The following is a 13,678-nucleotide window of genomic DNA, read 5'->3' as shown; positions in this document are numbered from 1 at the left end:
ATAGTTTTATAACTGGCTGTATGTAAATTATGTTATTCTCACCCTGGGGTCAAGCCAACCATAAATGATGTCAACAAAAATATTAATAATAATAAGGAGAATAGAAATAAAAAGCACGGCACCCATCAGTACCGGGAAATCATATTTTTCAAGTGCATCTACTATTACCACACCCACACCCTTCCAGTCGAAAATATATTCCACAAAAACGGCTCCAGCCATCAAAGAGGCAAACCATCCCGAAATGGCTGTAATTACAGGATTCATAGCGTTTTTCAGGGCATGCCCGAGGAGAATTTTCATATAACTTAACCCTTTGGCTTTGGCAGTACGTATATAGTCCTGCGACAAAACTTCAAGCAATGAACTACGGGTTAATTCTACAACTATGGCAAGCGGACGTATTCCCAAAGTTATAGCCGGTAAAATAAGATTTTTCAGGTCGAGGTATTCGCCATTGCCCAAATCATCAACGGTGTACATACTTCCAAACATATTCAGTCCTGTAAAATCGGTAAGTAAAAAAGCAAAAATCCAGGCAAATAAGATTGCCGCAAAAAACGAAGGCAACGACATGCCCAACACCGAAAAAACTAGTGCCAGGCGGTCGAAAATTGTATTTTTATATATTGCACACAGCATTCCAATACCTATTCCCATAACGATGGCAAAAACGATAGCAACCACAGCAAGCAGAAAGGTTGCCGGAAATGCCTGTGCCAAAATTTCTGAAACATTGCGTTTGCTTTGATATGATCTACGCAGGTAAGGTTTTTTTAAAATTAATGTGTGCGTTTTCCCTATGGGCAAAATTTTTATATATGAATGGTATTTTGCAGTATCTAAGTACCAATAGCTGTTTGTATCGGAAGTATTATGTACCGATAATGGAGAAATATCATTTAAAAAATTGAAATATTGTGCAGTAAGTGGTTTATCCAATCCTAAATCATGATGAATGGCTTCGACAGAAGCCATATCGGCACGTTGCCCGAGCATCATCCGAGCAGGATCGCCGGGAAGTACATTAAAAAGAATAAAAAGAAGGGTTATTACACCAAACACTACAAGTAAACCGTACATTAGCCGTTTGGTAATAAATCTGCCCATTATAATACCTTCTATTAATGTTTTTTAATATAAGCAGCCTTGATTTTATAGTAATCGGGAAGGGTAAAATATGACCATTTGGCTATAACAACCCCATTTTTTAGCAATACCAAACCGGGATTGGAGCGAACCAACATTTTCAGCATTACATCATCTGCAGTATAGAATTCGTAGTTTGCGTTCACTTTATGGGCAAATTCAACAGGATTTCCGTTGCTGTACAAGGCAATAAACGAATATCCGTCACCTTCTGCTTTCTGAAAAATCTGGTTAATTTTTTTAAATGCTTTACCGCGCGTAAGGTTAAGATCATATGCTATCAATAAAAATTGATAATCAGAATTTTGTAAAAAACTATTTGTAACATCATTTCCCAAAGTATCGCTAATCTGCAACATTGTACCTGCTTCGGGCAATTCGGAAACAACCCTTTGCTTTACAAATTCCCATGAGTTCATCCATACACTATCATTATATGGCAACTCGGAAGATAAAAACTCTTTCATCTCGTCGGTTTTCAAGTTTTTGTAGGTAAGATATACCGTTGGAGGAGCAGAATTATCCACAGTTACTTTACTGCCTACTTTCCAGGGAAGAAAATCAATCAAAGGTAAGGTTAAGTAATTATATAAACTAAAAAAAACAAAAGCAAAAACTACAACTGCACTTATAATACTTTCATACAGCCTACTAAAGGGACGTACTGCTTTTTTTCGGTGTAGAAAAAGGATAATAACCGGAATAAAAAGCAAAATGTTTTTCAAAAAAGTTTGCCAGTTGGTCAGTTTTATCGCATCCCCAAAACAACCGCAATCAGGTACAGGGTTATACAATGCATCGTAAAACGTGGTAAGGGTAAAAAAAGACATTATAAGCAGTAAAAACCACGAAACCATTGTCCTTCGCATATTGAGCAACAATAAAACGCCTAAAGTAAACTCAAAAGTGCAAAGTAAAATTGACAAAAGCAGAAATAGAGAAGAATGTCCCGGGAGGTGAAAAACAATAAAATAATCTTCGACACGATAGGCTGTACCCAGTGGATCAACCCCTTTGACAAAACCGGAAAAAACAAACACAATGCCCACCAGCAGTCTGCTAACCAATATTATCGTTTTTTTCATTTCAGTGATTCTCCTTTGTTGTAGTTTAATATTTCTAAAAATATAAAATAAATTAAATTAATCCTGCGCCTTAAATTTAATCAGGGCAAAAACAGAATAGTTGATAATATCGTAATAGTTGGCATCTATTCCTTCCGAAACAAAAGTTTTTCCCATATTATCTTCTATTTGCTTTATTCTTAGCAACTTCACCAAAATAATATCGGTAAGCGAACTGATACGCATATTCCGCCAAGCTTCGCCATAATCGTGGTTTTTATTCTCCATCAACGATTTCGCCTTCGCAAAATAAGCATTAAAAAGAGTAGAGGCTTCATTTTCAGTCAAATCGGGAGCTTCGGCAACCCCGGTTTCCAATTGTATCAACGCCATGATAGAATAGTTGGCAATACCGATAAATTCGGAAAAAATACCCTCATTAACCCTATTTTCGCCTTTTTCTTCTATGCTGCGGATACGTTGTGCTTTAATATAAATCTGGTCGGTAAGAGATGGTGTACGAAGGATTCTCCACGAACATCCGTAATCATTCATTTTGGAAATGAATACTTTACGGCACATTTTTACTATATCGTCGAACTGAGAGTTTGTGTCCATCAGGCTGATTTTTTTATAAAGCAAAAGTAGATAAATAGCTTGGGAAAGCAAAAATTAACTATTCGTTGCAATGCTTGATTTCAATTGTTTTTTTTTATAATTTTATATCATTAAAAATCATCATTATGAAAACATTTACTTATCTTCGTAAAAATGTGATATGGAAGCTATTATCACTTTTTTTAATTCTATTAGCTTCATGTGAGGATACAGGCACTACTTCTGTAGTTGTGTACCACAATCCTTTTAATACCACGCTGAATATAATGTTTACCGATGCACAGACAGGAAATCCTATCGGTTACGGAACGGATAAAGCTGTTCATATACAGATATTGGGTTCCGATGCTTCCCTTGTAGCCGACATATCGGGAGTAAAACATACCAGTTATGAATCGGCTAACGGTTTTCTTAGCCTGGGTGTTTCCAAAAGCAAAGCCCCCTCGCAAAGCGATCCCATTGAATTTACACTTGTTTGTACAACAAGTGACTACCTGAGCACAAGTTACCCTGTAATCATTACAGAAACTTCACATGGAAATATTACGATAAACATGGTAGCCATGGCAAACCCTCCCGAAGGAGTGGTTACGCAGGTAAACCATGACATTTCGGTCAATAATGGCTTGGTAAGCCAAACTACAGTGGTTACTTCCCCAACAATTCCCTCTATCAACACCCGCGCAGCGCTTACTATACCTGAAAATGCTATACTGAAAGACGCCAGCGGCACAGCACTTCAGGGAACACTCACTACTTCCCTGGTATATTTTAGTAATCTTGATGCTACCTCTCTTGCATCATTTCCCGGAGGAGGACTAATGGCAAACGTGAATACAGGAGTGGAAAATACAGATGGAATGTTTTTTTCAGCCGGTTTTGTTGCCATTGACATTCAGGATGCTTCCGGCAGGGTAGCTAAAACCATTGAAGGAACACCCCTCCAACTCGACATGGAAATATCCGACCAAACATTTAACCCCATTACCAACGCACCCGTCCAACCCGGCGATACTATACAACTATGGAGTTATGAACCCACTACCGGGCAATGGACATTAGAAGGTTCGGCAGCCATTGGAGGCACACGCAGCAACCTTAATATTACTGCCAGCCTACATCACCTTAGCTGGTACAACTGGGATTGGTTTATAAGTTATGGATGTCAGTGGGGTTATGGTAGCGCACAAATAAGATTTTTAAGCAGTATACTGCAAAACGGACAGGTTTCTTATATTAACCTGGAAGCCTACCAGCAGGGAAGTGGCGCTTTAATCGGAAGCCGATTAGGAGAATACGGCTATTATATGCAAATTGACACTTATGACGGAACCAGCGGGGTATCTATATATGGTGGTCCCAGCAATGTCCCTATAGTGATGAAAGCTAAAGATCCATCCGGTTTTGAAATGGGATCGGTGGACATATCCGACCTTTGCCAGGGAATTTATGATATAAACCTCGTTCCCCAGGGTATCCCGCCTTCTGATAGTGTTACCGTTAAAGTTTATGGCTTCTGTCCTTCCAACCCCCTCGATACCATTTTTCCGTCTTTAGCTTTTTGGTATAAAGACATGGCTACAAATTTAAACTGGTTGCCGGGATTCCTAACCAATGGAAAAGCCGTAATTCATAATATAATTCTTAATCACACATATAAATTAGGTGCTTCCCTTGACGGACAGTGGCATGAATACAACATGGTTGTTAACCAAACAAATTATCTGTTCGGTGTACAATTTACACAGGATATCTGTAACCAGATTGAGCAATAAAACCTGCGCTTTTTAACAATTAATAGCTGTCTTTTTTTTATTTCGGTTACTTTTGTCAGGGATTCCGGAATAATAAAAAGACAGTTTTTTTATCTTTACTATTAAAATAGTAGCCCGATGAATTGGGATAAATCCGGACAATATTATCTGTAAATAAATATTTTTAAATTATTTAAGCCAAATAATTATAAATGAAACTACATTTTGAAAAGGGAAAACCTTTAGTAATGGGTATAGTTAACCTCACTCCCGATTCTTTTTACGACGGAGGAAAATACAGCACTCTCGATTCTATTTTGCAAAGGGTGGAAAAACTTATTGCAGAAGGGGCTTCTATAATTGACATAGGGGCTGTTTCCACCCGTCCGGGAGCGTCTTTGCCTGATACAGCAGAAGAACTCCAAAGGCTTATACCTGTATTACAACTGATTAAATCTCATTTTCCCGATACTTTGCTTTCGGTTGATACTTTTCGTTCGGAGGTAGCAATACAGGCGATAAAAGAAGGTGCTTCTATCATAAATGATATTTCCGGAGGGACATTCGATGATAAAATGTTTGAAACGGTTACAAAATCGGATGTTTACTATGTTTTGATGCATATTCAGGGGACTCCGCAGCACATGCAGTCGAATCCCTGTTATACTGATGTTACAGCCGAAATACTTGAGTTCTTCAAAAAGAGAATTCAAAAACTGAATGCATTGGGGTACGATAAAATTATCCTTGACCCGGGATTTGGTTTCGGGAAAACCATCGAACATAACTATACCCTGCTGCAGCAATTACCTGAATTTGTCAAAACAGGGTATCCTGTTCTTGCGGGACTTTCAAGAAAATCTATGATTTACCGTTTGCTGAACATTTTGCCGGCAGAAGCTTTAAATGGCACTACCGTACTCAATACCATTGCTTTGCTCAACGGGGCTTCTCTACTCAGGGTACACGATGTTAAAGAAGCAATAGAAGCGATAAAATTGACTGAAATGCTTTGTACGGTTAAATAACTATTTTTGCATGTGCTAAAAAATTTTGTATGCTTTCAATTTTGTTGAATTCGTTTTTGCAAGTCCGGCTACTCGATATAATTGATATTATTTTGGTAGCCATATTACTTTTCGAGTTGTACCAACTGTTAAAGGGAACTGCTGCCATCAATATCTTTTTTGGTATCATCGCCGTTTTTGCAGCATGGCGGGTGGTAAAAATTCTCGAAATGGAATTGCTTGCAGAAATTTTAGGAGCATTTATCAGTGTGGGTTTCATTGCATTGATTGTTGTTTTTCAACCTGAAATCCGAAAATTTCTCCTGATGCTGGGAACACCAGGTTTTATCAAAAAACACAAAAAACGTTTTCTTTTCTGGAAGCTGAAATATACACCTGGTCCCCAGGTGAATGTGGATGCCGTGGTACAGGCTTGCCATAAAATGGCATTATCAAAAACAGGAGCCCTGATTGTTATTGCCCGCAAAAACAATCTTCAAGAATATATTGATACCGGCGAAAGTATCAATGCCAGCATTTCCGACCAGCTAATCGAAACCATCTTCTTCAAAAACACCCCGCTTCACGATGGAGCCATCATCATTTCTGATAACCATATCGCGGCAGCACGTTGTATACTTCCGGTTTCAAGCAATCAGGAAATACCTTCAAATTATGGACTTAGACATCGTTCTGCACTGGGAATATCCGAACGTTCCGATGCTATCGCAATTGTGGTTTCAGAACAAACAGGCAAAATAGCATATTGCACCAATGCCAGCATCACTGCTAAAATTGAACCCTCACAATTGAAAAATATGCTGGAAGAAGACTGGGAAATGGCTTAAAATTTATCATTTTTGTGTACTTATAAAATCCGGGTTAACAAATGGTTTTCAAAACAAGAAAGCCTAAATCAACATAATTCTTTTTCTAAAATACTATTAAACTTAAATTTAAGCATTTATCCATTTTCTTTTAGATAACAAAAACACATGCAAAAACGGAGTAAATACATTCAACAAAAACCCAGACATACATTTAAAAAAAAGGAGAATTTGTTTACTCTTGAAATATTACTACTTTTGCAGCCGTTAATAAAAACCTAACCCTTGTACTATCAGGGAAGTACTTAATGTAATTGCATTGCCCTAATAATCCGGAGCCGAAAGGCTTAGGAATACCAAATAAAACTGCCTACGCAGGATTATAAATATGTTAAACTAATACTAACCATTCAGTTATGGAAACAAAAGACGAACTGACCCGCACTCCCCAGGAACCTGAAACAACCCAGGAAATCCAATCCGAAGCAAAAGAAGAATTAGCAGAAACTTCTCAGCTTGAAACCATTCAACCCGAATCTGCGCCCGAACAGGAAATAGCACCTGAAATTGCTATAAGCGAAGAAACCTCTGCAGAGTTTGTTGCTGAAACTGCCCAGGAAATCCAATCCGAAACTAAAGAAGAATTAGCAGAAACTTCTCAGCTTGAAACCATTCAACCCGAATCTGCACCCGAACAGGAAATAGCACCTGAAATTGCTATAAGCGAAGAAACCTCTGCAGAGTTTATTGCTGAAACTGCCCAGGAAATCCAACCCGAAACTAAAGACGAGTTGGCAGAAACCGTTCAACAAGAAAATATTCCCCCCGAACCTACTCCCGGACAGGAAATAGCACCTGAAATTGCCATAAGCGAAGAAATGCACACAAAGCATGCTGCCGAAAATGAATCCGAAATAAATGAAAAAATTACTGAAGAAGCAGAAGCTATTTCGCCGGAGCCAAATACTGGCAGCGAAGTGGTTCCAGATGTAGAAGTCGAAGCAGAGCTTGCAGACAAAGAACTTGAAATCCATCTTCCCGACCTTACTTTCGACCCCAGTGCTTCTTCTCTTTCGCCTATTGCTGAAATAGCTGTAGAAGAAGAATTAGATGAAACCGAAATTATCAGCATTGCAGAAGAAAATTTTGAAGAGTATAATCGTGAACAGCTACTGAATTCTTTACAAAAACTTGTTCAGGAAGGAGATGTTAATGTGATAAAAAGTCAGGTAGCCCTTATCAAGGTTGCATTTCTAAAAATATCCAAAGAAGAAAAACAACAGCGTTTAGAAAGATTTTTAGCCGAAGGAGGTAAAAAAGAAGAATTCGTTGCCGATGACATGACCGACGAACAATTCAACGCTGCTTTCAATATATACAAAGAAAAAAAATCAAAATATAACGAAGAGTTTGAAAAACAGAAACTCCTGAACCTTGAAGCCAAAAATCAGATTCTGGAAGAACTGAAAACACTCGTTAACTCGGAAGAAACCCTGAAAAAAACCTACGATGAATTCCGACTGCTTCAGGATCGTTGGAAACAAATCGGGATGGTTCCAAAAAACGAAATCAACGGACTATGGCAGAATTACCATTTCCTGGTTGAGAAATTTTTTGATAAAGTAAAGATCAATAAAGAACTGAAAGACCTTGATCTGAAAAAGAACCTTGAAAATAAAATTGCTCTTTGCGAAAAAGTAGAAGAATTGCTCCTTGAGGTGTCAATTGCCAGGTCGTTCAAACAGTTGCAAAAATTTCATGAAGAGTGGAAAGAAATCGGACCCGTTCCTCAGGACAAGAAAGACGAAATCTGGGAAAGATTCAAAACCGTTTCCGACAAAATTAACGAACGGCGCCGCGATTTTTATATCAATATGCAAGATGAGCTGCAAAACAACCTTGTTGCAAAAACCCTTCTTTGCGAAAAGGCAGAAGCCCTGATTTCAGAAGAAATAAAATCTATCAAATCCTGGCAGGAAAAAACTAACCAGGTTAATGAATTGCTAAAAATATGGAAAACAATAGGTCCCGCATCCATCAAACAAAACAACGAAATCTGGTTGCGGTTCCGTACAAGTCTTGAAAACTTCTTCTCGGCAAAAAAAGAATTTTACAGTAAGCTGAAAGACCAACAAATAGAAAATTACAATCGGAAACTCGACCTGTGCATGCAGGCAGAAGCCATTAAATCGAATACAGAATGGAATAAAACTACACGCGAATTCATTAACATGCAAAAAGAATGGAAAAAAATAGGTCCGGTTTCGCGAAAGAATTCTGAAAAAATATGGAAACGTTTCCGTGCTGCATGTGATGAGTTTTTCAACAATAAAACTACATTTTTTTCCAATGTTACCCAAATGGAACAGCAGAACCTGCAATTAAAAGAAGCACTTATTAAACAGGTACAGGAATTTGTTCCCAGCGACAACCGGAATGTTGACTTTGAGAGCCTCAAAAATTTTCAACGTCAATGGACAGAAATTGGCTATGTTCCTTTAGCAGAAAAAGATCGTCTACAAAATGAATTTCGTACTGTAATCAACAAACATTTTGATAAACTTAAGGTAAGCGGAGGTGAAGCATTCAGTTTTAATTATAAAAATCGCTTTGAATCAGTAAAAAATTCTCCCGATGCAGGCAAAATCATCAGCAAAGAACGCAATTTCTTAGCTACTAAAATAAGTAAGTTGCAGGAAGAAATCATGCTTTGGGAAAACAATATCGGTTTTCTTGCCAATTCTAAAAATGCGAACATTCTCCGCGAAGAATTTGACAAAAAAATAAATAAAGCCAAGGAAGAAGTGAAAACGCTGGAAGAAAAACTCAAATTTTTGCGCTCGGCAAACAACAACCAATAGACACTGCCTTCATCTCAAAATAAAAACCTCACCATGAATATGGTGAGGTTTTTAGTATTTAGGCTTTTGCCTGGATTTCTTTTCCTATTTTCAGCGTTAGGATACCCTGAAAATTTTTTAATAATTTCTGAAGTAATAGACATTTTTCAGGGTGTTTATTTCAACACTTTTAGTGAACAGTAGTTTAACCCAAGTTGCAGCTCTAATAGTTAAAAAGGGGCAATCATATTTTAATAACCATTTGCCATTAATAGTCCTCGCCATAAAGAATATTCAAATACTGGAGCAATAGAAAGGCTGACGGCAAATGGTCCTGAGTATTGAAATACAATACAATGGTACAATTCTTTTCGTTGCTGTGATACATCGAGGAAGAAAAGCCCGATAAATCGCCACCATGCCCAAAGAAACTCCTTCCACAACGCATAAGACCTAATCCATAGCTAATTTTCCCCAACCACAAATCCGGGCTGTTGTAAAAATTTTCCGTCAGGCGTTTTTGCTGAAGCGTTTTGGACAGAAACCCTCCTCCCACTAAAGTTTCCACATATTTTTGCAATTCCCGTGGGGTAGAATACGCTGATCCCGCAGCCCATCCCCATGAGATGTCGTAATACTCAGTAACATCCACATTCGGAATTGTGTCCCTGATTTCATATCCTCTGCCATGGTTGCCGGGTAAACTTACTCCCTGGGTAAGAAATTGTGTATTATCCAAATGTAAAGGTTGAATTAACCTTTTGTTTATTTCCGTTTCCAGGGAATTACCAGTTAATTTTTCAATCAATAAACCAATAATAAAAGTGTTTGTATTAGAATAATGAAAACTCGTTCCCGGCTCAAAATAAAATTCATGCGAAAAACCCAAATCAATTAATTCCTTTGGTTGCCAAACCCTTTCAGGATTTGTAACCATGGATTGCCTAAAAACCGGAATATCCTCAGAATAGTTGAATATGCCACTTTTCATATCCATCAACATGGCAATAGTAATTTTATCAGATTGCGGATAATCAGGAAACCATGTTGACAATTTATCGGTAAGCGAAATTTTCCCTTCATCCACCAATTGGAGGAGAACAGTAATGCTCATCGTTTTGGTATTGCTTCCCATCCTGAAAACATAACTGCCATCCATTGGCAGCTTGTTAACAATATCGCTATATCCTGCTGTATAAAGCCAGTCAATACCTCGTTTATGATCAACCACCAGTGCCACAATGCCCGGGACATAGGTATTCTGGACTATGGAATCGGTAACAGATTTCATTTGTTCGATGAGTAGCTGGTTAGGGTCAGAGGTCTCTTTTTTGCAGGAAATCATGCAAAATAGTGAGATCAATGCAACCGAAAAAAATAATTTACTTGCTTTTTTCATGATAGATTAGAAGATATATTTGCTATAAAGAATTTCCATAAATCGTAAAAACAGACTATCGGGGAAGTGATCTGCCGGCTGACAAAGATTGTAATAGATAATTACGGTACACTGTTTATCCGAACTATGGTACATGGAGGAAGTATACCCCCAAATGACACCGTTATGACCATAAAAGGATCCCAACTTTGACAGGCATAATCCATAGGACTGAACCGGACCAATCTGGTTGAAATCATTATTTAGCCTCCTGTTCTGTAGTGAATCTGGGAGCAATCCACCTTCTACCATGCTTTCAACAAATTGCTGTAACTCGCGTGGGCTGGTATAAACTGCACCTGCAGCCCATGAATTAGAGACATCGTAGGATTCGGTAACATCACCGGTAATGCCAAGATCACCAAAATCATATCCCCTGCCGTGATTGCCGGGTAATGCCGTTCCACTAGCCATAAACCCGGTATTTTTCAGATGAAGCGGTACGACAATTCGGTTGTTGATCTCCGTTGCCAGCTTGTTGCCGGTAACCTTTTCAATAATCATCCCCAGTAGGATGGTGTTAGTATTGGTGTATTTGTATTGAGTACCCGGCGTGAAAAGCAGTGGGTGGGAAAACGATAAATCCGCAAGTTCTGCGGGAGACCAAATACGCAATGGTGTTGCCTTGAATCCTTCCACCCAACGGTCATCATCAAAATAATCAAACAAGCCACTGGTCATGTTGGCAAGCATGGTCAGGGTAATGCCATTGGCGGTCGGGTACTGTGGAAGGTATTTCGTTACCTTATCGTTCAGAGAGATTTTCCCTTCGCCAACCAACTGCAGAAGCACAGTCCCTGTAAAAGTCTTCGTATTGCTTGCAATCCTGAAGGTGTGGTTGACATCCATGGGTGTCATGGTCTCCTTGTTGCTTACTCCTGCTGCATACAACCAATCAATCCCTCTTTTTTTATCTACAACCAATGCCACAATGCCCGGAATATCTGTGTTTTTTACCAACGAGTCGGTAACAGCTTTCATCTTGCCGATGAGTAGCTGGTTGGGGTCAGAGGTCTCTTTTTTGCATGAGATCAAAGAGAATACCGTCAAAAGGAGGAGGGAGACAAATGTTAGTTGATGCTTCTTCATGTTGGATTTTTTTATTTTTATATTATTAATCACGCGGTTTGTTTATATTAGGTGTAACTTTGTCATTTTTTGCATGAAAGCTAACGGTAAATTGTATGAGTAGTGGCAGATTGCGTGGCAGTTTCCTGTCAAATCGCTACGCAGTTTGAGCGGACTACAAACCTTGATATTTAGTACTTTCCCTGCCATTACTTATACAAAATGTTGTGTGCTGTATTTACATCATTATTTTATCAATTGAGTTTGTGTCTTTTATTCCATTTTCAAGCATTGTCACTAAAATATGCTTTAATAAATCTGTAGAAATTTTTATTATCTCAATTTCTTTAGAATCAGTACTTTCAATTTTTTTTGTCTTTTCAATTCTTTTTAAATCTCCATGCACTACAGCACTTCGATATTTATAAATTTTTTTACAAAAATCAAAAACCTGACTAGTACTATAATCCTTAAAACTTGACAATTTGCAAATCTGAGTAGCTCTAGTAGCAAGTCGATATGTTATTTCAGAAGTTGAATCGTTTGTTAACAGACTTTCCAAAGCAATTGTCACATCAAGGATTGAATCTTCATCATTTTTTCTTAGTGATGCAGAGTTTAACCTTTTAATTGCGAGAGTATGCTGTTTTGAATCTAATTGTTCAAAAACGGTTTTGAATTTTACTAATTCGTCTTTTGAAACTTTGCTTATCAAATTTAACCAGCCATAATTTTCAAATTTATCTGGATATCTTTTTTCAGAAGCAACAAAGATCTGAGGCAAATCTGCTTTGCAGCGATATTGCCAATTTATAGGCTCAGAAATTACTTGACAATATCCTGTCTCGATGTCCGAAACCAATCGCAGTGAAGCAAACAATCTTTCAATTATTGCAATCGGCTTACCGAAATATTTTAAATCAGGCATATTCCAATCCAATTGATGTTGACTGATATTGTCAACAAACCATCCTTTCAATACAAAAGCATGTGTTGCTGCTCCAATAACTGTCTCATGAGCTGATGAAGTATAGCTTTTTCTTGTATTCCGTGCTAATTGAATCTGTTTGTCGATTCTTTCAATTGAAATACTATCATTTATCTGAATTGACTCAAAATCAAAGTCAACAAACAATATCGGTACTATAATATTGATTTCAATTTTCTCATTATTGAAAGAATTATAGAATAATTGAAATATGTGTTCAAAACTACTTGTTTCAAATTCTAAAGAATATTTATGAATGTACGAATCAATAAAATCTGACACGAAGAAATAAGTGTATATCTGACTATGAAATTCCTTTATTTCATCTTTCGTTTCTTCTTTAAAGTTGCCATATTCTATTAAACTGTAATATTTGCAAAGAGATTCTTCTGCTAAAACAAATTCATGAAACTTTTGCCAAGATTCAATTTCTAAATACTTTTTATCTTTTGTCAGAAACTTTGAATAATCAATTTTTTTATAGCTATTTAAATAAAAACTAGGCATCCCATTATCCATTTCAGACATTGTTGGATAATCATCATGATGTTCAAAAGTGAAATGCCAATCTCTCTTCTTATCTTCCTCTTTTTGTTTTTTTATTAAATCTAACCCATCAATTAGACATTTTTCCAGAATAGATTTTATTTTCTCTTTATCAATGTTCATTGGCTTGAATCTCTGTCTTTATATGGCACACAACTAGTTTATATGTCTGACAAAATGCTCCCTATACACCCCAAATTGGCTGTATAAATTCCACAACCGTCAGTTTATTTTCCAAAAATAAATAATAATTCCACACAAATGGGTATATGGAAAATTTATTATTATAAACAATTTTCTGTTGCATATAGCTTAGTCAGTCCTAACCGGTTCAGTCAGCCTTCGGAAACCCTTTCCTTGCTTCATGCAATGTTTTCGT

At 37.4% G+C, this 13,678-nt stretch carries 10 protein-coding genes; 4 read left to right on the top strand and 6 right to left on the bottom strand.

Annotated elements, in window-relative coordinates; translation table 11 throughout:
• Positions 1-27 precede the first annotated feature (27 nt).
• From M0R21_00050 to M0R21_00040, 3 genes are read right to left on the bottom strand one after another with little or no spacing between them, the layout of a single operon-like run.
• Positions 28-1,110 (bottom strand): ABC transporter permease, encoded by a 1,083-nt coding sequence (locus tag M0R21_00050; protein ID MCK9616207.1) that lies wholly within the window; start codon positions 1,108-1,110, stop codon positions 28-30.
• 14 nt (positions 1,111-1,124) lie between these two features.
• Entirely contained in the window at positions 1,125-2,234 is a 1,110-nt protein-coding gene (locus M0R21_00045) for a DoxX family protein (protein ID MCK9616206.1), read from the bottom strand.
• 57 nt (positions 2,235-2,291) lie between these two features.
• Positions 2,292-2,834 (bottom strand): DUF1599 domain-containing protein, encoded by a 543-nt coding sequence (locus M0R21_00040; protein MCK9616205.1) that lies wholly within the window; start codon positions 2,832-2,834, stop codon positions 2,292-2,294.
• A gap of 122 nt (positions 2,835-2,956) precedes the next feature.
• Between M0R21_00040 and M0R21_00035 the strand changes: the two genes are divergently transcribed.
• The 4 genes from M0R21_00035 to M0R21_00020 all read left to right on the top strand — a co-directional run bounded on the left by M0R21_00035 (position 2,957) and on the right by M0R21_00020 (position 9,280).
• The gene (locus M0R21_00035) at positions 2,957-4,606 is read left to right on the top strand and encodes a hypothetical protein (GenBank protein ID MCK9616204.1); all 1,650 of its coding nucleotides are present in this window, start codon (positions 2,957-2,959) and stop codon (positions 4,604-4,606) included.
• 191 nt (positions 4,607-4,797) lie between these two features.
• A complete protein-coding gene (gene folP / locus M0R21_00030) occupies positions 4,798-5,613 on the top strand; it encodes a dihydropteroate synthase (protein ID MCK9616203.1) in 816 nt (271 codons plus the stop codon).
• Positions 5,614-5,642: 29 nt separating this feature from the next.
• Positions 5,643-6,440: a diadenylate cyclase CdaA gene (cdaA, locus tag M0R21_00025; protein ID MCK9616202.1), complete on the top strand. Its 798-nt coding sequence runs from the start codon at positions 5,643-5,645 to the stop codon at positions 6,438-6,440.
• 395 nt (positions 6,441-6,835) lie between these two features.
• Entirely contained in the window at positions 6,836-9,280 is a 2,445-nt protein-coding gene (locus M0R21_00020) for a DUF349 domain-containing protein (GenBank protein MCK9616201.1), read from the top strand.
• Positions 9,281-9,527: 247 nt separating this feature from the next.
• Here the strand turns inward: M0R21_00020 and M0R21_00015 are convergent, their stop codons facing one another.
• The 3 genes from M0R21_00015 to M0R21_00005 all read right to left on the bottom strand — a co-directional run bounded on the left by M0R21_00015 (position 9,528) and on the right by M0R21_00005 (position 13,422).
• The gene (locus tag M0R21_00015) at positions 9,528-10,658 is read right to left on the bottom strand and encodes a beta-lactamase family protein (GenBank protein MCK9616200.1); all 1,131 of its coding nucleotides are present in this window, start codon (positions 10,656-10,658) and stop codon (positions 9,528-9,530) included.
• 6 nt (positions 10,659-10,664) lie between these two features.
• Positions 10,665-11,786, bottom strand: a complete 1,122-nt coding sequence (locus M0R21_00010; protein MCK9616199.1) for a beta-lactamase family protein — start codon at positions 11,784-11,786, stop codon at positions 10,665-10,667.
• Between the two features lie 217 nt (positions 11,787-12,003).
• Positions 12,004-13,422: a HEPN domain-containing protein gene (locus M0R21_00005; protein MCK9616198.1), complete on the bottom strand. Its 1,419-nt coding sequence runs from the start codon at positions 13,420-13,422 to the stop codon at positions 12,004-12,006.
• Positions 13,423-13,678: the final 256 nt, after the last annotated feature.

This window comes from Lentimicrobiaceae bacterium (assembly GCA_023227965.1).
Classification (GTDB): domain Bacteria; phylum Bacteroidota; class Bacteroidia; order Bacteroidales; family JALOCA01; genus JALOCA01.
This window is presented reverse-complemented; position numbering and strand designations above follow the sequence as displayed.

Bases quoted from the DNA above. Each gene is read 5' to 3' on its own strand.
- M0R21_00050 (MCK9616207.1), bottom strand. From the start codon at position 1,110: ATGGGCAGATTTATTACCAAACGGCTAATGTACGGTTTACTTGTAGTG.
- M0R21_00035 (MCK9616204.1), top strand. From the start codon at position 2,957: ATGAAAACATTTACTTATCTTCGTAAAAATGTGATATGGAAGCTATTA.
- M0R21_00015 (MCK9616200.1), bottom strand. From the start codon at position 10,658: ATGAAAAAAGCAAGTAAATTATTTTTTTCGGTTGCATTGATCTCACTA.
- M0R21_00005 (MCK9616198.1), bottom strand. From the start codon at position 13,422: ATGAACATTGATAAAGAGAAAATAAAATCTATTCTGGAAAAATGTCTA.
- folP (MCK9616203.1), top strand. From the start codon at position 4,798: ATGAAACTACATTTTGAAAAGGGAAAACCTTTAGTAATGGGTATAGTT.
- cdaA (MCK9616202.1), top strand. From the start codon at position 5,643: ATGCTTTCAATTTTGTTGAATTCGTTTTTGCAAGTCCGGCTACTCGAT.
- M0R21_00010 (MCK9616199.1), bottom strand. From the start codon at position 11,786: ATGAAGAAGCATCAACTAACATTTGTCTCCCTCCTCCTTTTGACGGTA.
- M0R21_00045 (MCK9616206.1), bottom strand. From the start codon at position 2,234: ATGAAAAAAACGATAATATTGGTTAGCAGACTGCTGGTGGGCATTGTG.
- M0R21_00020 (MCK9616201.1), top strand. From the start codon at position 6,836: ATGGAAACAAAAGACGAACTGACCCGCACTCCCCAGGAACCTGAAACA.